The 23,685-nt window shown below is 73.7% G+C and carries 17 protein-coding genes; 16 read left to right on the top strand and 1 reads right to left on the bottom strand.

Going from position 1 to position 23,685, the window contains the following annotated elements:
* Positions 1-99 precede the first annotated feature (99 nt).
* Positions 100-3,102, top strand: coding sequence for a beta-N-acetylglucosaminidase domain-containing protein (locus ABZ565_RS13400; RefSeq protein ID WP_361024720.1), 3,003 nt, complete (start codon positions 100-102; stop codon positions 3,100-3,102).
* An 82-nt stretch (positions 3,103-3,184) separates the two neighbouring features.
* On the opposite strand, the gene ABZ565_RS13395 is transcribed toward ABZ565_RS13400, so the two are convergent.
* A complete protein-coding gene (locus ABZ565_RS13395; RefSeq protein WP_073965171.1) occupies positions 3,185-3,721 on the bottom strand; it encodes an HNH endonuclease in 537 nt (178 codons plus the stop codon).
* Positions 3,722-4,003: 282 nt separating this feature from the next.
* Between ABZ565_RS13395 and ABZ565_RS13390 the strand changes: the two genes are divergently transcribed.
* The 15 genes from ABZ565_RS13390 (at position 4,004) to ABZ565_RS13320 (ending at position 23,685) form a co-directional block, all read left to right on the top strand.
* Complete coding sequence (locus tag ABZ565_RS13390; RefSeq protein ID WP_361024715.1) at positions 4,004-5,059, top strand: mechanosensitive ion channel family protein; 1,056 nt, start codon at positions 4,004-4,006, stop codon at positions 5,057-5,059.
* A gap of 164 nt (positions 5,060-5,223) precedes the next feature.
* Complete coding sequence (locus ABZ565_RS13385; RefSeq protein WP_361024712.1) at positions 5,224-6,441, top strand: ROK family transcriptional regulator; 1,218 nt, start codon at positions 5,224-5,226, stop codon at positions 6,439-6,441.
* A 51-nt stretch (positions 6,442-6,492) separates the two neighbouring features.
* Positions 6,493-7,830, top strand: a complete 1,338-nt coding sequence (locus ABZ565_RS13380) for an ABC transporter substrate-binding protein (protein WP_361024709.1) — start codon at positions 6,493-6,495, stop codon at positions 7,828-7,830.
* Positions 7,831-7,840: 10 nt separating this feature from the next.
* Positions 7,841-8,782, top strand: coding sequence for a sugar ABC transporter permease (locus ABZ565_RS13375; RefSeq protein WP_361024707.1), 942 nt, complete (start codon positions 7,841-7,843; stop codon positions 8,780-8,782).
* A gap of 1 nt (position 8,783) precedes the next feature.
* Positions 8,784-9,686 carry a carbohydrate ABC transporter permease gene (locus tag ABZ565_RS13370; RefSeq protein ID WP_361024704.1) on the top strand — a complete coding sequence of 301 codons (903 nt, stop codon included), beginning with the start codon at positions 8,784-8,786 and terminating at the stop codon, positions 9,684-9,686.
* 3 nt (positions 9,687-9,689) lie between these two features.
* Positions 9,690-10,955 carry a 6-phospho-beta-glucosidase gene (locus ABZ565_RS13365; RefSeq protein ID WP_361024701.1) on the top strand — a complete coding sequence of 422 codons (1,266 nt, stop codon included), beginning with the start codon at positions 9,690-9,692 and terminating at the stop codon, positions 10,953-10,955.
* Positions 10,946-11,920: a BadF/BadG/BcrA/BcrD ATPase family protein gene (locus ABZ565_RS13360; protein ID WP_361024698.1), complete on the top strand. Its 975-nt coding sequence runs from the start codon at positions 10,946-10,948 to the stop codon at positions 11,918-11,920. Before ABZ565_RS13365 ends, ABZ565_RS13360 begins: the two co-directional genes overlap by 10 nt.
* A gap of 402 nt (positions 11,921-12,322) precedes the next feature.
* The gene (locus ABZ565_RS13355) at positions 12,323-13,666 is read left to right on the top strand and encodes a hypothetical protein (RefSeq protein ID WP_361024778.1); all 1,344 of its coding nucleotides are present in this window, start codon (positions 12,323-12,325) and stop codon (positions 13,664-13,666) included.
* Between the two features lie 11 nt (positions 13,667-13,677).
* On the top strand, positions 13,678-14,712 hold the full coding sequence (locus ABZ565_RS13350; protein WP_361024695.1) for a glutamate ABC transporter substrate-binding protein: 1,035 nt from the start codon (positions 13,678-13,680) through the stop codon (positions 14,710-14,712).
* A gap of 74 nt (positions 14,713-14,786) precedes the next feature.
* Positions 14,787-16,121, top strand: coding sequence for a hypothetical protein (locus tag ABZ565_RS13345; RefSeq protein ID WP_361024692.1), 1,335 nt, complete (start codon positions 14,787-14,789; stop codon positions 16,119-16,121).
* A gap of 67 nt (positions 16,122-16,188) precedes the next feature.
* Positions 16,189-18,936 carry a tetratricopeptide repeat protein gene (locus ABZ565_RS13340; RefSeq protein ID WP_361024689.1) on the top strand — a complete coding sequence of 916 codons (2,748 nt, stop codon included), beginning with the start codon at positions 16,189-16,191 and terminating at the stop codon, positions 18,934-18,936.
* A gap of 2 nt (positions 18,937-18,938) precedes the next feature.
* A complete protein-coding gene (locus tag ABZ565_RS13335; RefSeq protein ID WP_361024686.1) occupies positions 18,939-20,183 on the top strand; it encodes a PP2C family serine/threonine-protein phosphatase in 1,245 nt (414 codons plus the stop codon).
* 84 nt (positions 20,184-20,267) lie between these two features.
* Positions 20,268-21,596: a VWA domain-containing protein gene (locus ABZ565_RS13330; RefSeq protein WP_361024683.1), complete on the top strand. Its 1,329-nt coding sequence runs from the start codon at positions 20,268-20,270 to the stop codon at positions 21,594-21,596.
* A gap of 106 nt (positions 21,597-21,702) precedes the next feature.
* On the top strand, positions 21,703-23,079 hold the full coding sequence (locus tag ABZ565_RS13325; RefSeq protein ID WP_361024680.1) for an FHA domain-containing protein: 1,377 nt from the start codon (positions 21,703-21,705) through the stop codon (positions 23,077-23,079).
* Positions 23,080-23,235: 156 nt separating this feature from the next.
* Positions 23,236-23,685, top strand: a complete 450-nt coding sequence (locus tag ABZ565_RS13320) for a MarR family transcriptional regulator (protein WP_361024775.1) — start codon at positions 23,236-23,238, stop codon at positions 23,683-23,685.

Here is a 23,685-nt window from a genome sequence, read left to right as displayed (position 1 = left end):
ATCAGGGCATTTCCGTACCGAACCCCTCGCGCTTTGACACCCTCGCGCGCGGGGTGGTGGGCTCGGACGGCAGTGGCCGGGGCGAGGGGAGAGACAGGGATGGGGCTCAGTGGCAGGACGCGGGCTACGGCGGTCGCCGTGGCCGTGCTCGGCGGGCTGCTCGCCGCCGCGCCCCCGCCCGCGCTCGCCGCTCCCCCGGACCCGGCCGCCAGGTCGGCGGCGGACCGGAGCCGCGTGGCGGACTCGGCGCTCCCCGCCGTGTGGCCGCGCCCGCAGACCATGGCGGCGGCCGGGCCGGCCGTCCCCTTGGGCCGCGAGGTCACCCTGATCGCGGACGCGGAGGCCGATCCGTACGCCGTGAAGGCGCTGCGCGCGGTCCTGGCGGACGCCGGGGTGCGCACGGTCCACGAGGCACTGCCGGGCGCCGGGCCCGTCCTGCGGCTGGGCGGCGACGGGGCGGCGGACGCGCTGCGCGCCCTGGGCGCCCCGGACCGCGCGGATCTGCCGGCAGGCGGATACCGGCTGACGGCCGGGCGGGTCGCGAAGCGGGACACCGTGGCCCTGGAGGGCGTCGGCGAGGACGGGCTGTTCCACGCGGTGCAGACGCTGCGCCAGCTGGTCCGGGGCGGGAAGGTCGCCGGGGTCACCGTCCGGGACTGGCCGGCCACCGCCGTACGCGGGCTGACCGAGGGGTTCTACGGGCAGCCGTGGAGCCAGGAGGACCGGCTCGCGCAGCTCGGCTTCCTGGGGCGCACCAAGCAGAACCGCTATCTGTACGCGGCGGGCGACGACCCGTACCGCCAGGCCCGCTGGCGCGACCCGTACCCGGCGGCGCGGAAGGCCGGCTTCCGGGCACTGGCCGAACGGGCCGCGGCCGAGCACGTGACGCTCGGCTGGGCGGTCGCGCCGGGCCAGTCCATGTGCCTCTCGTCGGACCGCGACCGCACGGCGCTGACGCGGAAGATCGACGCGATGTGGGACCTGGGGGTGCGGGCCTTCCAGGTGCAGTTCCAGGACGTCAGTTACAGCGAGTGGCACTGCGCGGCCGACGCGGACGCCTTCGGCAGCGGCCCGGAGGCGGCGGCCCGGGCGCAGGCCCGCGTCGTGAACGGCGTGGCCCGCCACCTGGCGGAGCGCCACCCGGACGCCCTGCCGCTGTCGGTGATGCCGACGGAGTACTACCAGGACGGCGCGACCGCGTACCGCAGGGCGCTCGCCCGGAAGCTGGCGGACGGGGTCGAGGTCGCCTGGACGGGCGTCGGGGTCGTGCCGAGGACCATAACCGGCGGTGAACTGGCCGAGGCACGGGCCGCGTTCGGGCACCCGCTGGTGACCATGGACAACTACCCGGTCAACGACTACGCGCAGGACCGGATCTTCCTCGGCCCGTACACCGGCCGGGACCCGGCGGTGGCGTCCGGTTCGGCGGCGCTGCTCGCCAACGCGATGGAACAGCCCGCCGCCTCCCGCATCCCGCTGTTCACGGCCGCCGACTTCGCGTGGAACCCGAGGGACTACGACCCCGCGAAGTCCTGGGAGGCCGCGATCGACGACCTCGCGGGCGGCGACGGCCGGAGCGGCGACGCCCTGCGGGCGCTCGCGGGCAACAGCGCGGGCTCCGTGCTCGGCTCCACCGAGTCCGCGTATCTGCGGCCGTTGATCGCCGCGTTCCGGTCGGCGTACGCGGACGGCGACGGCAAGGCGTTCGACGCGGCGGCGGACCGGCTGCGGGAGGCGTTCGGCGAGATGCGGGCGGCCCCGGCGCGGCTCGCGGGGGTGGCCGGGGGGCGGCTCGGCGCCGAGGTCCGCCCGTGGACCGCGCAGCTGTCCCGCTACGGCCACGCGGGCGAGCTCGCCGTGGACCTGCTGCGCGCCCAGGCCCGGGGCGACGGGGCCGCCGCCTGGCGGGCCTCCCTGGCGCTGGATCCGGTCCGCGAGGAGATCGCGGCGGGCGGCGCGAAGGTCGGCGAGGGCGTGCTCGACGCGTTCCTCGACCGGGTCCGCGAGGAGGCCCGCTCCTGGACCGGCACGGACCGGCCGGGCGGCGAGGTGTCCGAGGCCCCGGGCAGCTACACGGTGCGGCTGGACCGGGTCCGCCCGCTGGAGGCGGTCACCGCGACGACCGTCCCGGACGACGGTGCGGCGGCGGGCGCGACGGTCCAGGCCCATGTGCCGGGCGAGGGGTGGCGCGCGCTCGGCCCGTTGTCGGCGAGCGGGTGGACCCAGGCGGCGGGCGAGGGGGTGCGGGCCGACGCGGTCCGGATCAGCTGGCCGGCCGCGACGCCGCTGGCGGGCGGTGCGCCGCCCCTGATCATCCCGCCGCTGGCCGGCGCGTCCGTCCGCGCCGGGAGCGCCCCGGACGTGCGCTCCCTGGTGCCCTGGTTCGGTGACGAGCCGGCCGCCCGGCTGGACCTGGCGCGCGGCGAGACGGACGTGGTCATCGGCGGCGGGCCGCAGGAGGTCCGGGCCCGCCTGTCCGGCCGGCGCCCGGCCGAGGTGCGCGGCCGGCTGACCGCGAAGGCGCCCGAGGGCATCGAGGTCCGCGTGCCGAAGCGTACGACCGTGCCGCGCGGGACGCGGACCGAGGTCCCGGTGGAGATCGCGGTCCCGGAGGACACCCCGGCCGGTGAGTACGAGGTGCCGTTCGCCTTCGGGGACGAGCGGACCACCCTGACCGTGAGGGCCTACCCGCGCACCGCCGGGCCCGACCTGCTGCGCGGGGCCACCGCCTCCTCGTCGGGCGACGAGACCGCGGATTTCCCGGCGTCCGCCGCGTCCGACGGCGACCCGGAGACCCGCTGGTCCTCACCGGCCGAGGACAGGGCGTGGTGGCAGGCGGAACTGCCCGCCCCGGTCCGCCTCGGCCGCGTGGTGCTGCACTGGCAGGACGCGTACGCGTCGCGCTACCGCGTCCAGGTCTCGTCGGACGGCCGCGCCTGGCGCACCGCCGCGACCGTCCGCGAGGGCGAGGGCGGCCGCGAGTCCGTGCGGATGGACGCGGAGGACACCCGGTTCGTGCGCGTCGTGGGCGACGAGCGGGCCACGAAGTACGGCATCTCGCTCTGGTCGGCGGAGGCGTACGCGGTGGCGGGGGACGGCTGACGGGCACGGTCCTCCGCGCCGGGGCACGGCAGGCCGGAGCCCCGGTGCGGCGGACCGCCCCGGGAAGCACGCGGGCCGGTTCTCAGGCTGAGATGCCGTCGATCCGGGCCATCGCGTCGTCCGCGCCGAACGGTTGCAGATAGGGCAGCCAGCGCGGGTCGCGGTGCCCCGTGCCGATGATCCGCCAGGCCAGTCCGGTCGGCGGGGCGGGCTGCTGGTGCAGCCGCCAGCCGAGCTCGGGCAGATGGCGGTCGGCCTTGACGTGGTTGCAGCGGCGGCAGGCCGCCACCACGTTGTCCCAGGCGTGCCGGCCGCCCCGGCTGCGCGGGATGACGTGGTCGACGCTGGTCGCGGCGGCCCCGCAGTACATGCAGCGTCCGCCGTCCCTGGCGAACAGGGCCCGCCGGGTCAGCGGCACCGGACCGCGGTAGGGGACGCGGACGAACCGCTTGAGACGGACGACGCTGGGGGCCGGGACGGCCCGGGTTGCACTGTGCATGAGGGCGCCGGACTCCTCAAGACAGATGGCCTTGTTCTCGAGGACGAGGACGAGTGCGCGGCGGAGCGGTACGACGCCGAGCGGCTCGTACGACGCGTTGAGAACCAGGACATGCGGCACGGATGCCTCCTTGTACGCCGGCGGCGCGTGGCTCGCGCCGGGACGATCTCCGCTCTCAGTCTCCCCTCACGCCTGGTCGTAGCGCCACCACGTGCGGGTAACGGGCCGGAAGGAATTTTCCCCGCGATCCTGTCCGGCGGTGCCCCCGGCCCTTATCCGTTCCGTATCTCCGGGTGAGCCGTGTCTCCTCCCCCGTTCACGGCAACGGAGCACGGGTGATGCCCCGTTAGTGTGGTTGTTCAGCGCTCTTCCGCTCAGCGCTCGCCCCCTGGAGGTTTCGCCGTGTCCCTGTCCGCCCTGTTGGCCGCAGCCCCGTCACCCGAGCCCGGCGGCTCGCTGGACGAAGCCGCGAAGCAGGCCGGAGACGCCGCGGGCTGGGTGGAGGAGAACTGGTCCACCTGGCTGAACACCGGCCTGCGGATCATCCTCATCGCGGCGGTCGCGGTCGTTCTGCGCATCGCGGTCCGGCGCGCCCTGACCAAGCTCATAGAACGGATGAACCGCAGCGCGCAGGCGGTGGAGGGCACCGCGCTCGGCGGTCTCCTGGTCAACGCGGAGCGCCGCCGCCAGCGGTCGGAGGCGATCGGCTCGGTGCTCCGTTCGGTGGCCTCGTTCCTGATCCTGGGCACCGCGGCGCTGATGATCCTGGGCGCGTTCCAGATCAACCTGGCCCCGCTCCTCGCCTCCGCCGGGGTCGCCGGGGTCGCGCTCGGTTTCGGCGCCCGGAACCTGGTCACCGACTTCCTCTCCGGGGTCTTCATGATCCTGGAGGACCAGTACGGGGTCGGCGACCAGATCGACGCGGGCGTCGCCTCGGGCGAGGTCATCGAGGTGGGCCTGCGCGTCACCAAGCTGCGCGGCGAGAACGGTGCGATCTGGTACGTCCGCAACGGTGAGGTCAAGCGGATCGGCAACCTCAGCCAGGGCTGGTCCACGGCCAACGTGGACGTGCAGGTCCGGCCCACGGAGGACCTGGAGAAGGTCCGTGCGGTGATCACCGAGGCCGCCCAGGAGATGGCCAAGGAGGACCCCTGGTCCGAGCGCCTGTGGGGCCCGGTGGAGATCCTGGGCCTGGACACGGTGCTGCTGGACTCGATGACGGTCCGGGTGAGCGCGAAGACCATGCCGGGCCAGGCGGTCGGCGTGGAGCGCGAACTGCGCTGGCGCATCAAGGTGGCGCTGGACGCGGCGGGCATCAGCATGGTGGCGGGTGTCCCGGAGGACGCGCCGGAGCCCGATCCCACGGCCGGAATGGCCGCCCCGTCCGCGTACGCCTCGGCGACCTCCCCGCAGTCGCTGGCGACGACCCCGATCCCGCCGCCCAGCACCACGAAGTAGCCCTTCTCCCGGCCGGGGACCCGCGCGGTCCCCGGCCGCTGCCGTTCCCGGGTAACGCTTTGGTTGCCACCGGCGGTCAGGTCATTGACGCCCCGGCGGCCCGGGCCCTACCTTCCTCTCACCGAACAGGAAACTTTCCTAACAGAGGGCAGGTGCCAACGCTCATGGCCGGAAACACGCCGGGCACCCCCAGGGTGCTGCGTGCCATGAACGACCGCGCCGCCCTCGATCTGCTGCTGGAGCACGGCCCCCTGTCCCGGACCCGGATCGGGAAGCTCACCGGGCTCTCCAAGCCCACCGCCTCCCAGCTGCTGGCCCGCCTCGAAGCCGCCGGACTGGTCGTCGCCACCGGGACCGCCGCGGGGCGCCCCGGCCCGAACGCCCAGCTGTACGCGGTCAACGCCTCGGCCGCCCATGTCGCCGGGCTCGATGTGAACGCCCACCGGATCGTCGCCGCCGTCGCCGATGTGACCGGCGGGACGGTGGGGGAATTCGAGCTGCGGACCCCCGGACGGCGCGCCGACGGCGTGGTGCGGGAGGTGACCGAGGCGCTGGACGGCGCGGTCGCGGACGCCGGACTGACCCGGGCCGACGTGCACCGGGTGGTGATCGGCACGCCGGGCGCCTTCGACCCGAACACGGGCCGGCTGCGGTACGCCTCGCACCTGCCGGGCTGGCACTCCACCACGCTGCTCGACGAGCTGGCGGCCGTGCTGCCGATGCCCGTCGAGTACGAGAACGACGTCAACCTCGTCGCGGTGGCCGAGCAGCGGCGCGGCGCGGCCCGGGGCCACGACGACTTCGTGCTCCTGTGGAACGAGGAGGGCCTGGGCGCCGCCCTCGTCATCAACGGCCGGCTGCACCGGGGCTTCACCGGGGGCGCCGGCGAGGTCGGCTTCCTGCCGGTGCCGGGGGCGCCGCTGGTCCGCCAGGTCACCAAGGCCAACGCGGGCGGCTTCCAGGAGCTGGCGGGCGCCCAGGTGCTCGCGCGCCTGGCCCGGGAGCTGGGCATCGAGGACGCGCCGGGCCCCGGCACCCATCACGAGATCGCCGCCGAGCTGGTGGGCCGGGCCGCCGAAGCCGTGGAGCGGGGCGAGGGCGAGCCGTACGCCGCGCTGCTCGACCGGTTCGCCACCGGCCTCGCGACGGGCCTCGCCTCCCTGGTCGCCGTCCTCGACCCGGAGGTCGTCGTGCTCTCCGGCGAGCTGTTCTCGCGCGGCGGGGAGCAGCTGCGCGCCCGGGTCGCGGCCGAACTGGCCGAACTCGCCGCGTCCAGGCCCCGGCTGCTCGCCGGGGACGTCACCCACCGGCCCGTACTGCGCGGCGCGCTGGAGAGCGCGCTCGCCACCACCCGCGACGAAGTGTTCGACACCTCGCGCTGACCTCTCGCCTTCCGTCCCTTGCCGCCCACCGCTTCACCGGGAGACCTCACCATGTCCGGAAACCGCCGGAAGCCGGCCGTCGCACTCGCCGCGACCGCCGCGATAGCCCTGTTCGCCTCCGCCTGCACCGGGCAGAGCGGCTCCGGGGCCGACGACGACGCGTCCAAGGAGACGACCATCACGTTCTGGCACGGCTGGAGCGCGCCGGGCGAGGTGAAGGGCATCGAGGCCACGATCTCCGCCTTCGAGAAGGCCCACCCCAACATCCACGTGAAGGTCGTCGGCAACATGACCGACGACAAGATCAACCAGGCGCTGCGGGCGGGGGGGTCCAAGGCGCCGGACGTGGTCTCGTCGTTCACCACGAACAACGTGGGCAAGTTCTGCTCCTCGAAGGCGTTCGTGGACCTCAACCCGTTTCTGAAGAAGGACGGCATCGACCCCGGGGCGACCTTCCCGAAGGCGATGAACGAGTACACCCAGTTCGACGGGGTGCGCTGCACGGTCCCGCTGCTGGGTGACGCGTACGGGCTCTACTACAACAAGGACGCGTTCGAGAAGGCCGGGATCGCGAACCCGCCGAAGACCTGGTCCGAGTTCGCGGCCGACGCCAAGAAGCTGACGAAGACCAAGGGCGACTCGTACGAGCAGCTGGGCTTCATGCCGACCTACCACGGCTACGAGGCGACCACCGAGCACTACCTCGGCGGCTGGAACCCCGCCTACTTCGACGCGGACGGCAAGTCGAACATCGCGAAGGACCCGGCGTTCGCCGCGATGCTCGCCAACCAGAAGAAGCTGGTCGACTCGCTCGGCGGCTACGCGAAGCTGGAGAAGTTCCGTACCGGCTTCGGTGACGAGTGGGGCGCCAAGCACCCGTTCCACACCGGCCAGGTGGCCATGCAGCTGGACGGCGAGTGGCGGCTCGGCATGGCCGAGGACGCCAAGCCCGGGTTCGAGATCGGGGTGGCCCCGATGCCGGTCGCGGACGACGAGGCCGACACGTACGGCAAGGGCTATCTGACCGGCACCATCGCGGGGATCGCCTCGACCTCGGGCAAGCAGAACGCCGCCTGGGAGCTGGTCAAGTTCATGACGACCGACACCGACGCGGTCGTGAACTTCGCCAACGCCATCCACAACGTGCCCTCCACGCTGGCCGCGCTGAAGTCGCCGAAGCTGAAGTACGACCCGCGCTTCAAGACGTTCCTGGACATCGCGGCGAACCCGAAGTCCACCACCACCCCGCCCTCGGTGAACGGCGGCGCGTACCTGGTGTCCCTGCAGAACCTCGGCTACGACGTCGAGAAGGGCGAGCAGAAGGACATCGAGGCGGGTCTGGAGAAGACCGCGAAGGAAATCGACGCGGCGATCGCCCAGGCGAAGTAGAGCCGCCACGATGAGCACGTACACACTCCGTTCGAAGCGCCGCAGGTCGGCGCTGCGCACGGCGGCCTTCATGTCGCCCTGGCTGATCGGGTTCTGCGTCTTCTTCGCCTACCCGCTGATCTCCACGGTCTACTTCTCGTTCACCCGTTACGACGGCTTCGCCGCCCCCGAGTTCAGCGGCTTCAAGAACTGGTCGTACGTCTTCGAGGACTATCCGCTGTTCTGGCCGGCGCTGCGCAACACGCTGTGGCTGGTCGTCGTGATGGTGAGCTGCCGGGTGGTCTTCGGACTCGGCGTCGGGCTCCTGATCACCAGGATCAAGACGGGTACCGGCGTCTTCCGGACGCTGTTCTACCTGCCGTACCTGGCCCCGCCGGTCGCCGCCACGCTGGGCTTCGTCTTCCTGCTCAACCCCGGGACCGGGCCGGTCAACTCGATCCTCGGTGACCTGGGGATGGGGACGCCCGGCTGGTTCACCGACGCCACGTGGTCCAAACCGGCGCTGACCGCGCTCGCGGTGTGGGGGGTGGGCGACCTGATGGTGATCTTCATGGCCGCGCTGCTCGACGTACCGAAGGAGCAGTACGAGGCGGCGGAGCTGGACGGGGCGACCGCTTACCACCGGTTCCGCTACGTCACGCTGCCGAACATCTCGCCGATCATCATGTTCGCCGTGGTCACCGGCATCATCCAGACGATGCAGTACTACACCCAGCCGCTGGTGGCCGGGAAGGTCGCGTCCGGGGTCATGGGCGGCTCGGGCCAGCAGTTCGAACCCGGTTATCCCGACAAGTCGACACTGACGCTTCCGCAGCTGGTCTACAACCTCGGTTTCCAGCGCTTCGACTACGGCTCCGCCTGTGTGGTCGCGCTCGTACTCTTCGTCCTCGCCATGGCGTTCACGGCACTGCTGATGCGGCGCCGCAGCGGACTGATCCAGGCAGGTGAGTGACATGGCGCAGGTTCTCGACACCCCGGCGACGGCGGGCGCGGCGGGCGCGCCCGTCTCCCCCGCCCAGCGCGTCGCGCGCCGCAAGGCGCTGCTGAACTGGATCGCCGTGCACGCGCTCGGCGTGGCGGCGGCCCTCTTCTTCGTGCTGCCGTTCGTCTTCCTCGTGCTCACCTCGCTGATGAGCGACCAGCAGGCCCTCACCCGGGACCTGTGGCCGCACCCCTTCGAGTGGGCCAACTACAAGCGGGTGTTCGACACCCCGGGCTTCCTGACCTGGTGGCGGAACACCCTGCTGTACGCGGGGCTGGGCACCGTCCTCACGGTGGTGTCCTCGCTGCCCGTGGCGTACGCGCTCGCCAAGTTCCGCTTCCGCGGCCGGCAGCTGTCGCTGATGCTCGTCATCTCGATGATGATGCTGCCGCCGCAGGTCGTGGTCATCCCGATGTACCTGTTCTGGGCCAAGCAGCTGGACCTGTCCGGCACGCTCTGGCCGCTGATCGTCCCGATGGCGTTCGGCGACGCGTTCTCCATCTTCCTGCTGCGGCAGTTCCTGCTGACCATCCCCGACGAGTACCTCGACGCGGCGAAGGTCGACGGCTGCGGCGAACTGCGCGCCCTGCTGCGCGTGGTGGTGCCGATGGCCAAGCCGGGGATCGCCGCGGTCGCCCTCTTCCAGTTCTTCTACGCCTGGAACGACTACTTCGGCCCGCAGATCTACGCCTCCGAGAACCCGGGAGCCTGGACGCTGAGTTACGGCCTCGAGTCCTTCAAGGGCGCGCACCACACCGACTGGAACCTGACCATGGCCGCGACCGTTCTGGTCATGGCCCCTGTGATCGTCGTCTTCTTCTTCGCACAGAAGGCCTTTGTCGAGGGCGTCACACTGACCGGAGTAAAGGGCTGAACCATGAAGCTCGCTGTAGTGGGTGGCGGGTCCACCTACACCCCCGAACTGATCGACGGATTCGCCCGGCTGCGTGACACGCTGCCGGTCGAGGAGCTGGTCCTCGTCGACCCGGCCGCCGACCGGCTCGACCTCGTGGGCGGCCTCGCCCGGCGGATCTTCGCCAAGCAGGGCCACCCGGGCCGCATCGTCACCACCTCGGACGTCGACGCGGGCGTCGCCGGAGCGGACGCCGTGCTGCTCCAGCTGCGCGTCGGCGGCCAGGCCGCCCGCAACCAGGACGAGACCTGGCCCCTGGAATGCGGCTGCGTCGGCCAGGAGACCACCGGGGCCGGCGGCCTCGCCAAGGCGCTGCGCACCGTCCCGGTCGTCCTGGACATCGCCGAGCGGGTCCGGCGCACCAACCCGGACGCCTGGATCATCGACTTCACCAACCCGGTGGGCATCGTCACCCGCGCCCTGCTCCAGGCCGGGCACAGGGCCGTCGGCCTGTGCAACGTGGCGATCGGCTTCCAGCGCAAGTTCGCGCGGCTGCTCGACGTGGCCCCCGGTGAGGTGCACCTCGACCACGTCGGGCTGAACCACCTCACCTGGGAGCTGGGGGTGCGCCTCGGCGGCCCCGGGGGCGAGGACGTGCTGCCGCGGCTGATCGCCGAGCACGGCGACGCCATCGCGGACGACCTGCACATGCCACGCGCGATCGTGGACCGGCTCGGCGTCGTCCCCTCGTACTACCTGCGGTACTTCTACGCGCACGACCAGGTCGTCCGCGAGCTCGGCACCAAGCCCTCCCGGGCCGCCGAGGTCGCCGCCATGGAGAAGGAGCTCCTGGCGATGTACGGGGACCCGACGCTGGACGAGAAGCCCGCGCTGCTCGCCAAGCGCGGCGGCGCCTTCTACTCGGAGGCGGCCGTGGACCTGGCGGCGGCCCTCCTGGGCGGCGGCGGCTCGGCGCACCAGGTGGTCAACACGTACAACAAGGGCACCCTGCCGTTCCTGCCGGACGACGCGGTGATCGAGGTCCAGGCGAAGGTCGACGGCTCCGGCGCCACGCCGCTCGCCGTGCCCGCCCTGGACCCGCTGTACGCGGGGCTCATCGCCAACGTCACGGCGTACGAGGACCTGGCTCTGGAGGCCGCGCTGCACGGCGGCCGGGACCGGGTGTTCAAGGCGCTGCTCGCGCACCCCCTGATCGGCCAGTTCGAGTACGCCGAGGCGCTCACCGACAAGCTGATCGCGCACAACCGGGAGCACCTCGCGTGGGCGTGAACGGTTCCGTCCTCGCGATCGACGCGGGGAACAGCAAGACCGATGTGGCCCTCATCGGTGCGGACGGCACGGTGCTGTCCACGGCCAGGGGCGGCGGGTTCCAGCCGCCCCTGGCCGGTGTGGAGACGGCCGTCGACGTGCTCGGCGCGGCGGTGGAGCGGGCGTTCACCGGGGCCGGGGCGGACGCCGGGCAGGTCGCCCATGTGTCGGCCTGCCTCGCCAACGCGGACCTGCCGGTCGAGGAGGAGCAGCTGACGGCGGCGCTGGCCGCGCGCGGCTGGGGCCGGACCGTCGAGGTGCGCAACGACACCTTCGCGATCCTGCGGGCCGGCATCGACGAGCCGCGCGGCGTGGCCGTGGTGTGCGGCGCGGGCATCAACTGCGTCGGCATGGTCCCGGACGGGCGCACCGCGCGCTTCCCGGCGATCGGGCGTATCTCCGGTGACTGGGGCGGCGGTTCGGGTCTGTCCGAGGAGGCGCTGTGGTTCGCCGCGCGCGCCGAGGACGGCCGGGGCGAGCCGACCGAGCTGGCCCGGACGCTCCCGGCGCACTTCGGGCTCGGCTCGATGTACGCGCTGATCGAGGCGCTGCACCTGGGCCGCATCGCACCGGAGCGCCGGCACGAGCTGGCCCCGGTGCTCTTCGCGACGGGCGCGGCCGGCGACCCGGTGGCGCGGGCCCTGGTGGACCGGCTGGCCGACGAGGTCGTGGCGCTGGCCTCGGTCGCGCTGACCCGCCTCGGGCTGCTGGACGAGGAGGCGCCGGTGCTGCTGGGCGGCAGTGTGCTGGCGGCGCGCCATCCTCGGTTGGACGACCGCATCCGCGAACTCCTCGCGGCGCGGGCCCCGAAGGCGGTGGTGCGCGTGGTGCGGGAGTCGCCGGTCCTCGGCGCGGGGCTCCTGGGCCTGGACCGCACGGGCGCGGCCCCGGAGGTGCACGCGAGGCTCCGGGCGCAGTACGCCTGAGTGGCCGCCCGTCAAAGGCGCCCCGTAGCCTGGTGGTTGCGGGGCGTCTTTCGCGTACGGGAACCGATCGGGCGCCCCGGACGTGTTGTTGAGGGGGAGGACGGTCCGTGGGGATCGTGCCGTTCGCCTTGATCAACGGCGCCGGTCTTGATCGAATGCGGTGGACCGCGGCCGGTCACGGCCGGCCGCTGCGTGGTCCGGTGCCCGATCCAGGCGTTCTGGATGTGGGGTGCCGGTCCCTGAGGCCATACTTCTGGCCGGACACCAGTCCCCCGATCGGCCGGGGGGCGGGCCGTCGTCAGTGACCGAGGGGGAGGTCGAGTGACACACCCGCCGAGTGCGCGTGAGGCGCTGCAACGCGCCCTGGGGCAACCGCCTGCGCCGGAGGCCGTGCCCGCGCCCATGCCCGCACCCGCGCCCGTGCCGCAGCAGCCGAGCACCCGGGCCGCCGTCGCGGAGCGGCTGCGTGCGGCCGCGACCACCGAGCCGGGCCGCCTGCGCGTCATCGGGGCCGTCCTGGCCCTCCTGGTCCTGGCGTTCGGGGCGGTGACGGCGCTCCAGATCAGCGACCGGGCCGCCTCCGCCGACGACGTGGTGGAGCGCAGCCAGCCGCTCAGCGCGGACGCGGCGGGCATCTACCGCTCGCTCGCGGACGCGGACGCTGCGGCGGCGAGCGGCTTCCTGGCCGGGCCGCAGGAGCCGCGCGCGGTGCACGAGCAGTACGTGAAGGACATCGAGGAGGCGTCCCGGCTGCTGGTGAAGGCCGCGGCGAACACGGACGCGGCCACCGCGTCCGGCCGGGAGATCACCACGCTCAACGAGGGGCTCCCCCGCTACACGGGCCTGATCGAGCGCGCCCGCGCCAACAACCGGCAGGGGCTCCCGCTGGGCGGCGCCTATCTGCGGTACGCGAACCAGACGATGTCCGGCGAGCTGCTGCCGGCCGCCGAGCGGCTGTACGCGGCGGAGACCGGCCGGCTCGGCGACGACCAGACTTCCGCGCAGGGTTGGCCGCTCCTCTCGCTCGGTGCCGGGGTCGTCGCACTGGCCGTACTGGCCTGGGCGCAGCGCCGCAACTACCGCCGGACGAACCGGGTGTTCAACCACGGCCTGCTGGCCGCGACGGCCGCGACGGCGGTGCTGCTGCTGTGGCTCGCGGTCGGGCACACGGTGGCCAGGTCCGGCCTGGCCGAGGCCGATTCGCACGGGCAGCGGCCCATGGACGTGCTCAACCGAGCGCGCATCGACTCGCTGAAGGCGCGCGCCGACGAGAACCTGACGGTGGTCGCCCGGGGTGCGGTGCTCACCGCGGACGGCAAGAACGACAAGTACGAGACCGACTACACGGCGGGCATGAAGGCGCTCGGCGAGGAGCTGGCCACGGCGGCGAAGCTGGCCGACGGCACCGGGGACGGCGAGGGCGGCAAGCCGGTCGCCGCGGCGGCCGCGGCGGTCGAGGAGTGGCAGGGCCGCCACCGTACGGCCCGGAAGACCGACGACGCCGGGGACTACGAATCGGCCCTGGAGCAGATCATCGGCCAGGAGAACTCCACGGGCGAGTCCTTCAAGAAGGTGGACGACGCGCTGCGCGACGCCCTGGCGCACGAGCAGGACGACTTCACCCGGGCCGCGCGGGACGGCCGCGGCGCCCTGGGCGGCCTGCCGGCCGGCGCTGCGGTCCTGGCCGTGCTCGGCGCGGTCGCGGCGATCGTCGGGGTCAACCGCAGGCTCTCGGAGTTCCGGTGACAGGGGGAGCGATGACAGCGAAGGACGCGAGGACGGGCCTCGGCCGGCTGCGCGGCTGGGGCGGGGTGACCGCGATGGCCGCCGCCTGCGCGCTGACCGCGTCGCTGACCCTGCTGCCCCTGTCCCACTCGGGCGACGACGTCTTCGGCCCCCAGGTGACGGGGCCGGGCGCGGCGCACGCCCTCCAGACGAAGGCCGACGCCTGCACGGATCCGGAGGCCAGTCTGCGGCCGGGCGAGGTGGACGGGGACGCGGTCCGCACGATCAAGGAGCGCGGCAAGCTCATCGCGGGCGTCGACCAGAACAGCTTCCAGTGGGGGTTCCGCAATCCGGCGACCGGGGACCTGGAGGGCTTCGACATCGACCTGGTGCGGGCCATCGCGAAGGACATCCTCGGTGACGGCGGCAAGGTGATCTTCCGCGCCATCCCGACCAACCAGCGCATCGCCGCGCTGGAGAACGACAAGGTCGACGTGGTCGTGCGGACGATGACGATCAACTGCGCCCGGCTGAAGCAGGTCTCGTTCTCCACCGCCTACTTCCAGGCCGGCCAGCAGGTCCTCGCCGCGAAGGAGGACCACTCGATCACCGGTTTCAACTCCACGCTGGGCGGCAAGCGCATCTGCACCGCCGAGGGCTCCACGGCGTACGAGGCCCTGGAGAAGGAGTCGTTCGGCTCGGTCTTCAAGGACGAGCACGACGGCACGGCGGCCGACGAGGACCGGCTGACCGTCCCCAACCAGCTGGACTGCCTGGTACGGCTCCAGCTGGGTGAGGTCGACGCGGTCGTCACGGACAACGCGCTGGCCGCCGGGCAGGCCGCCCAGGACCCGGCGGTCGAGCTCAAGGGCGACCCGTTCACCACCGAGTACTACGGCGTGGCCACGAAGAAGGGCGCGGACGACCTGGTCGCCCGGGTCAACAAGGTCCTGGTCGACTACCGGGCCGGCGGCGCGGACAGCCTCTGGATGAAGTCGTACCGCGCCTGGCTGCAGGACGGCCTGCCGGGGGTCGAGGGACCGCCGGAGCCGAAGTACCGGGACTAGCGTGTCCCGCCCTGCGGGCGGCGGCACTGATCCCGCGGGGCCCAGGCCCGGCGGGGAGAGCGGAGAGGTGATCGATGGGCGTCGCTGGCCCCTTCCCCAGCTACGCGGCCCGGCCCCCCGGTCCGGTCATGGACCGGGACGAGGCCGACCGTGCGCTGTCCCGGCTCGGCGCGGAGCACGAGGCGATCGAGACCTCGCTCCTCGCCCTCCAGGACCACGCGGGCCGCAGGCTCCTGGAGGGCGCCGAGCTGTCCGGTGTCACCAGGGAGCGGTGGGCCGTCACCGAGCGGTCGGTCACGCTGCTGTGGAGCTACTTCGACGCGTACACGGGTGTGCTGCACCGGGCCCGTGAGGTGCGGGCCAGGCGCCGCCATCCCAACCGCGAGGACCTGACGGTCCTGACCGAGCTGCTGCGCGGCCAGGGCGTCACCGTGGCGCACGCCGCCGCCGGGCACGACCCGTCGGTCACCGGCCCGGCCCGCCTCTCCGAGCGGTTCACGCTGGAGGAGCTGGTCTCCCGGATGAACGGCCTGTACGCGAGCGCCCTGGACATGGTCGTGGCCTCGGACACCGTGTGGTCGGCGATGCCGGCCCGCATAGACCTCCTCGCCGCCGAGCTGCGCCGCACGCACTCGCTGGCGCACTCGGTGGGCGTGCGCCCCGGTGAGCACCCGGCGGGCGACGAGCTGGAGGCGATCACCGCGGAGCTGGCCACGCTGCGGGAGCAGGTGATCTCGGACCCGCTGGCGTTCTGGCTCCCGGGTCCGGGCAGCGCGGCGCCCGGCGGCGGGCGCCCCGACACGACGCGCTACGACCGGGCGGCCCGGGCGCTGGAAGAGGTGCGGCGCGAGGTCGAGGCGGTGCTCGCCGTACGGCAGGACGCCGAGCAGCGGCTGGTGCACCTGCGCGACGTGCTGTCCCGGGCCGACCGCACGCTGGCCGAGGCCCGGGTGGCGCGCGGCGAGGTGCTGGCCAAGATCGCCGCGTCGGAGGTGCCCGTGGTCAACGGGCCGCCGACCGCCCTCCAGGAGCGCCTGGCGGCCGCGTCGGAGTACCGCAGGCACGCCCGCTGGCACCGCCTCTCACCGCTCCTGGAGACCCTGGAGCGGGAGGCCGAGGAGGAGCTGCTGCGGGCCCGCGAGCAGCTGACGGCGGTCACCGCGCCGCTGGCCGTCCGGGCGGAGCTGCGTGGCCGGCTCGACGCGTACAAGGCGAAGGTGGCCCGCAACGGCCTGGCGGAGGACCCGGTCCTGATCGAGCGGTACGACGCGGCGCGGCGGATGCTGTGGAGCGCGCCGTGCGATCTGCGGGTGGCCGCGCAGGCGGTGCAGCGCTACCAGGACGCGGCGCTGGAGCTGCTGGGCGGCATGGGCGCGCCCGGACCGCAGGACCGGCGGGGGTACGCGTGAGACGGGCCGGGCTCATGGGCAGAGGTGACGGACCGTCGTGGCGGCGGGGCGAAGAGGGGGAACGGACATGAGTACGCAGTGCCAGCGCCCCGCGTGCGAGGGCAGTTACGAGGACATGGGCGGCGGTGAGCTGTACTGCGACACCTGCGGTCTGGCGCCCGTCGTCTCCCCGAACGGGATGGTGAGTTCGCCGCCCACCGGGGTGGCTGTCGGCGGCCGGGGCAGCCGGGGGTCCGGGAGCGCGTCGGCGCGGAGCAGTTCGCAGTCCTCCTCGCGGGCGTCCTCGCGGTCCTCGTCGCGTTCCTCGACCTCGCGGCGTTCGGTGTCGGGGCGGCTCTCGCGGTCGCTGTCGCTGTCCGGCCGGACCGGCACGCACTCGGTGTCGGTGCGCTCGTCCGCCAAGTCGACCAACGCCTCGGGCCGCAACCGGCTGGGCGCGGGCCTGGTGCAGGTGCCGGACGTGCCGCGGCCCGATCCGCGTACGGCCGTGATGGAGAACCCGGAGGTGCCCGAGCGCAAGCGGTTCTGCTCGCGCTCCGACTGCGGGGCGCCGGTGGGCCGGGCCCGGGGCGACCGGCCGGGCCGCACCGAGGGGTTCTGCACCAAGTGCGGCCACCCGTACTCGTTCGTGCCGAAGCTGGAGGCGGGCGACGTCGTCCACGGGCAGTACGAGGTCGCGGGCTGTCTGGCGCACGGCGGGCTCGGCTGGGTCTACCTCGCGGTGGACAAGGCCGTCTCGGACCGCTGGGTGGTGCTCAAGGGCCTGCTCGACACGGGTGACCAGGACGCCATGGCGGCGGCGATCTCGGAGCGGCGGTTCCTCGCGGAGATCGAGCACTCCAACATCGTCCGCATCTACAACTTCGTGGAGCACCTGGACCAGCGGACCGGGTCGCTCGACGGCTACATCGTCATGGAGTACGTCGGCGGCAAGTCGCTCAAGGAGATCGCCAACGAGCGCCGCACGCCGGCCGGGAAGCGCGATCCGCTGCCGGTCGAGCAGGCGTGCGCGTTCGGCATCGAGGCCCTGGAGGCGCTGGGCCATCTGCACAGCCGCAACCTGCTGTACTGCGACTTCAAGGTCGACAACGCGATCCAGACCGAGGACCAGCTGAAGCTGATCGACATGGGCGCGGTCCGCCGGATGGACGACGAGGAGTCGGCGATCTACGGCACTGTCGGATACCAGGCGCCCGAGGTCGCGGAGCTGGGCCCGTCGGTCGCCTCCGACCTGTACACGGTGGCCCGCACGCTCGCGGTGCTCACCTTCGACTTCCAGGGCTACACGAACGTCTTCGTGGACTCGCTGCCGGACCCGGACAACATCGAGGTGTTCCGGAGCTACGAGTCGTTCTACCGGCTCCTGGTACGCGCCACCGACCCCGATCCGGCCCGCCGGTTCGCCTCGGCGGCGGAGATGGCCGAGCAGCTGACGGGCGTGCTGCGCGAGGTGGTCTCGCTCCAGACGGGGCGCCCGCGCCCGGCGCTGTCCACGCTGTTCGGCGCGGAGCTGCGGGTCACCGACACCGAGTTGTTCGCGGACGGATCGGGCGAGGCGTCGCGCCTGGGCGCACGGGCCGCCGCCGGGACCGGGGGCCTCTTCGGCCGCCGCCGGAGCGGGGCGGGCGCCCCGGCGCCCACCGCCGCGACCCCGCCCGGGGGCATACCGGGCGCGCTGCCCGCCGGACCGCCACCCGCCTCGCCCACGGGCGCCGCCCCGGTGCCCTCGGCCGCCACCCATGCCCGTACGCCGGGCGGCCCGGGCACCGGCTCGGGCCCCCTGCCGTACGCGCCCGCCGCGAGTGTCCCCGCTCCGCGCAGCCCGGTCCCCTCCCCCGCTGCCGCTCCGGTGCCCGCCGGAACCGGGGTGCCCCGGCTGGCCGGCCTCGACGTGCGGGGGACCTCGCTCGCGCTGCCGGTGCCCCGGGTCGACGCGAGCGACCCGAACGCGGGGTTCCTGGCCGGGGTGATGGCGTCGGCGCCCGCCGAGCTGATCGCCGCGTTGCAGGCGGTGCCGGCCGCATCGCTGGAGACCCGGCTGCGCGAGTTGCGTGCCTACCTGGAGATGGGCGACCTCACCGCCGCCGCGGAGACCCTGGCCGCGCTGGAGGGGCAGCACGCCGACGACTGGCGCGTCGTCTGGTACCGCGGCCTCACCTCGCTGGTGACCGGCGACAAGGAGAACGCGGCGCTGTCGTTCGACGCGGTGTACGACGCGTTCCCCGGGGAGCCCGCGCCGAAGCTGGCCCTCGGCATCTGCGCGGAGGTCCTCGGGCAGCTGGACAACGCCGCCGAGTACTACCGGCTGGTGTGGCTGACCGACCCGAGCTTCGTGAGCGCGGCCTTCGGTCTGGCCCGGGTGCAGATCGCGGCCGGTGACCGGGGCGCGGCGGTCCGGACGCTGGAGTCGGTGCCGGAGGCGTCGATCCACTACACGGCCGCCCGGATCGCCGCCGTCCGGGCCCGGCTGCGCGAACGGGCCCCGCAGGAGCCGCTGATGGCCGACCTGAAGGCCGCTTCGGCCCAGGTGTCGGCGCTGTCGGGGCTGGGGCTCGACGCGGTCCGGCGGGAACGCCTCTCGACCGAGGTGCTCGGTACGGCGCTGGACTGGGTACTCTCCGGTAGCCCTTCGGGCCCGCAGCCGGCCGGGACGCGCGGCCCGGGGACGCTGCTCGGCAGCGAGCTGGACGAGCGCGGACTGCGGTTCGGCCTGGAGCGTGCGTACCGGATGCTCGCCCGGCTCGCGGAGCCCGGGGCCGAGAGGATCGAACTGGTGGAGCGGGCCAACCGCTTCCGCCCCCGAACGTGGGTGTGAACATGTCGCAGAACCACCAGCAGACGGCCTTGCCGAGGTGCCCCGGCTGCGAGGAGCCGCTGGAGCAGGGCGACTTGTTCTGCGGCGCCTGCGGGTACGACCTGTCGGCCGTGCCCGAGCCGCCCCGCGACCGTCCGACGGTCGCCATCACCGCACCGGGAGCGGCGGGCGCAGCTGCCGCGGACCCCGCGTCCGGGGTCCGTTACGACGGCCCCGGCGCCTCCGGCGACTTCGAGCTGGCCGCCCCGGCCGCGGCGCCCGATCCCCGTACGGCCCCGGAACCCCCGCAGGCCCCGGCCCCAGCCCCGGTGGCGGCCCCGGCGGCCGGCGGCCAGGTGTGCGTGGCCTGCCGGGCCGGGCGGGTCGACGGCGACGGCTACTGCGAGAACTGCGGACACGCGCAGCCGCGCGAGCGCGACCACATGGAGCAGGAGCTCGGTTCGGTCGCCGCGGTGAGCGACCGGGGGCTGCGCCACCACCGCAACGAGGACTCGTTCGCGGTGTCCACGACGGCCCTGCCGGACGGCTCGGCGGCCGTCGTGGCGATCGTCTGCGACGGGGTGTCGTCGGCGAGCCGCCCCGACGAGGCGTCGGCGGCGGCGGCGAGCGCGGCCAACGAGTCCCTGCTGGAGTCGCTGCCGCGCGGCACGCATCCGCAGCAGGCGATGCACGAGGCGATCGTGGCGGCATCGGAGTCGGTCAACCGGCTGGCCCAGTCGCCCGGGGGCCCGGAGCGCGACCCGCACCGCCACCAGAACGCCCCGGCGTGCACCCTGGTCGGCGCGGTCATGGCGAGCGGCCTGCTCGTCGTCGGCTGGGTCGGCGACAGCCGCGTGTACTGGGTGCCCGAGGACCGCTCCACCGCGCCCGCCCGGCTCACCGAGGACGACTCGTGGGCCGCGCAGATGGTGGCGACGGGCCTGATGAACGAGGCGGAGGCGTACGCGGACGAGCGCGCCCACGCCATCACGGGCTGGCTCGGCGCCGACGCGTACGAACTGGAGCCGCACACCGCCTCGTTCAAGCCGGACCGGCCGGGCCTCGTGGTGGTCTGCACGGACGGCCTGTGGAACTACGCGGAGTCCGCCGCCGAGATGGCCGCCGCGGTGCCCGATGACGCGTACGCCCGCCCGCTGCACGGCGCCCAGGTCCTGGTCGGCCACGCCCTGGACGGCGGCGGCCACGACAACGTAACAGTGGCGCTGCTCCCGTTCGCCGTGTCACCGCAAGGGGCAGGCTCCGCCTGATGCCTGGGCGGTTTTCCGCCCTCCTACGCCTTTGTCCGTACCTCTGGCTTCATCCGAGACGTGGAGCCTCAAGGAGCCGATCAGATGGCCAACTTCTCCAAGTCGAACGTGCCGCAGTTCTCCGTCGAGGTGTACCAGAACGAGTTCCTGCCCGAGGGCGGCCGCGAGGTCAACGGCATCATCACGGTCACCTCCACCGGGGGCGGCACCACCGGGGGTGTCCCGCTGCCGGGGCGGGCCGCCGGGGCCGCGGTGGTGATCATGGTGGACTGCTCGGGTTCGATGGACTACCCGCCGACCAAGATGCGCAACGCCCGCGACGCGACGGCGGCGGCCGTGGACACCCTGCGCGACGGCACCTCGTTCGCCGTGGTCGCCGGGACGCACGTGGCCAAGGAGGTCTACCCGGGCAACGGCCGGCTGGCGGTCGCCGACGCGCGGACCAGGGCCGAGGCCAAGGGGGCGCTGCGCCGGCTGAGCGCGGGCGGCGGTACGGCGATCGGGACCTGGCTGCGGCTGGCGGACCGGCTGCTCGGCGCGGCGGACGTGGACATCCGGCACGGCATCCTGCTCACCGACGGGCGCAACGAGCACGAGGCGCCCGAGGACCTGCGCGCGGCGCTCGACGCCTGCGCGGGGCGGTTCACCTGTGACGCCCGCGGGGTGGGCACCGACTGGGAGGTGAAAGAAGTCACAGCCATCTCCTCGGCGCTGCTCGGCACCGCCGACATCGTCGCCGACCCGGCCGGGCTCGCGGCGGACTTCACGCGGATGATGGAGAACGCCATGGGCAAGGAGGTCGCGGACGTGGCACTGCGGCTGTGGACCCCGGTCGGCGTGGAGATCCAGTTCGTGAAGCAGGTGGCGCCGACGGTCGCCGACCTGACCGGACGCCGCACCGAGGCGGGCCCCCGGGCCGGGGACTACCCGACGGGCTCCTGGGGCGACGAGTCCCGCGACTACCACGTGTGCGTCCGGGTGCCGGAGGCCGGCATCGGGCAGGAGATGCTCGCCGCCCGGGTCTCGCTGGTCCTTCCCGACCCGTCGGGCGGAGCGCCGCAGACGCTCTCGCAGGGGCTGGTACGGGCGGTGTGGACGGACGACATGGTGGCGTCGACCTCGATCAATCCGCAGGTCGCGCACTACACGGGGCAGGCCGAACTGGCGCAAGTCATCCAGCAGGGGCTCGATGCCCGCAAGTCGGGAGACTTCGACGGCGCGACGGCCAAACTCGGCCGTGCGGTGCAGTTGGCGTCGGCGTCCGGGAACGAGGACACTGCGAAACTGCTTTCGAAGGTGGTAGACGTGGTCGATGCGGCGACGGGTACTGTGCGACTGAAGGCGAAGGTCGCGGAAGCGGACGAGATGACTCTCGAAACGCGCTCCACGAAGACGGTTCGCGTCAAGAAATAACCACATATCCGCAACGATCAGCCGCCCGCCGGTTCAGGTCCGCCGGGCGGCGGAGCACGCCACATGACGGCCTGCGGGCCGGAGAAGGAGAGGGGGAAGCGCCGACATGCCGACCTGCCCGAACGGACACCAGTCGGGTTCCGAGGACTGGTGCGAGGTCTGCGGCCACCGCATGACCGGGGCGGGCGCGCCTGCGGGTGCGGTCCCCCCGCCGCCTCCCCCGCCGCCCGCACACGGTTACGGCTACCCCCGGCCGCACGACCCGGACGCGACCGCCCAGGCCGAGCTGTGCCCGCAGTGCCGCACGCCGCGTGAGGCGATGGCGCCGTTCTGCGAGGAGTGCCGCTGGAACTTCCTCACGAACACGGCGACCTCCTACACCCCGCTGGCGCCCCGGCACAACGTCCCGGGCGACCCCGGCCCCGCCGGCAGCCGGCCGCCGGGCTTCCCGGCGCAGCAGCCGGGGCCGCCGCAGTCGCGCGACCCCTTCGACTACCAGGGTTCCCGCCCCTCGCAGGTGAACCGGTCCGCCGAACCCCTGTCCACGGGTCCGGGCCACTCCGGCCACCAGGGCGGACCGGGGCAGTCTCCGTTCGGCCAGGGCCCGCAGGGCGGCCCGCCGCCGTTCGGCCAGGGCGGCCCCGGTCCGCAGGGTCCTGGCCCTCAGGGTCCGGGTCCGCAGGGCCCCGGCCCCGGTCCGCAGGGCCGGCAGGGGCCGCCGCCGCCCCCGTACCAGCAGGGTCCGCAGGGCGGCCCGCAGAGCTCGCCGCCCCCGTTCCAGCAGCAGGGCGCGCCGCCCGCCTTCCAGCAGCAGACGGCGCCGGCCCCGCCGCGCACCGACGGCGACGACTGGCTGCTGCCCCCGCCCTCGCAGCCCGCGCCCCCGCCGGGCCCGGGCCCGCAGCCGCCCTTCCCGGGGCAGCAGGGACCTGGTCCGCACGGCCCGGGCCCGCAGCACGGCGGCCCCGGACAGCACGGCCCCGGTCCGCAGCACGGCGGCCCCGGTCCGCACGGCCCCGGTCCGCACGGCGACCACGGCCAGCAGCACGGGCCCGGGCCCGGCCGGCCCCCGCTGTCCAACAACTGGACCGCGTTCATCGCGCCCGACCGTGAGTACTTCCTGGCGATGATGCAGCGCAGCGGCCCCGAGGCGACCGGGCTCAACCTGCCCGCGTACTCCCCGGAGCAGCAGCTCGCGCTCACCGGCGGGCAGATCACGATCGGCCGCCGCCGGCACAGCACGGGCGAGTCCCCGGACATCGACCTGTCGGTGCCGCCGGAGGACCCGGGCGTCTCCCACCAGCACGCCGTGCTGGTGCAGCAGCCGGACGGCAGCTGGGCCGTGGTCGACCAGAACTCCACCAACGGCACGACGGTGAACGGCTCCGAGGAGCCGATCCAGCCCTACGTTCCCGTCCCGCTCCAGGACGGCGACCAGGTACACGTCGGCGCGTGGACGACGATCACGGTCCGCCGGGACTGACCACCGCGCACGGCGAAGCGGCCGGTGAGGGGATCGCGCCCCTCACCGGCCGCTTCGGCGTGCGGTAGTTCGTACCACGAATGTCCGGTCCGGGCGGGGCCGCACCGCTCGCGCCTGCCATATTCTGTTCCCATGCGAAAGGCCGACGAAGGGCAGATGGGGACCGCCACCGCATTGGTGCGCTCCGCATTCCTGGTGAATGCCGTCTACGCCGATTCCGGCCGCGAACACGGGATCACCGCCCAGCAGGGCCAGCTGCTCTGCGTGCTGATGGTGAAGCCGTACGGCATGCGCGAGCTGGGCGCCGTACTGGGTCTGGCGAAGTCCAGCCTCACCGGACTCGTGGACCGGAGCGTGCAGCGCGGCCTGGTGCGCCGGGAGGCCGATCCGGAGGACGGGCGGGCGGTGCGGGTCGCCCCGACCGAGGCCGGGAGCGCGCTCGCCGAGGTGTTCTACGCGGAGACCTGCCGGCGCGTCGAGGCCTTGGCGGAAGGGCTCGACGAGGCCGACCGCGAGCTGCTGACCGCGCTCCTGGGCCGTCTGGTGCAGGAGAACAAGGTGCCCGTGGTCTTCCGCGAGTCCTGCGAGAACGCCTCCGGCCGCTGA

Origin of the sequence: Streptomyces sp. NPDC016469 (assembly GCF_040632905.1) — a bacterium.
Lineage (GTDB): Bacteria > Actinomycetota > Actinomycetes > Streptomycetales > Streptomycetaceae > Streptomyces.
The sequence above is the reverse complement of the archived record's forward strand: the minus strand, read 5'-3'. Positions and strand labels throughout refer to the sequence as shown.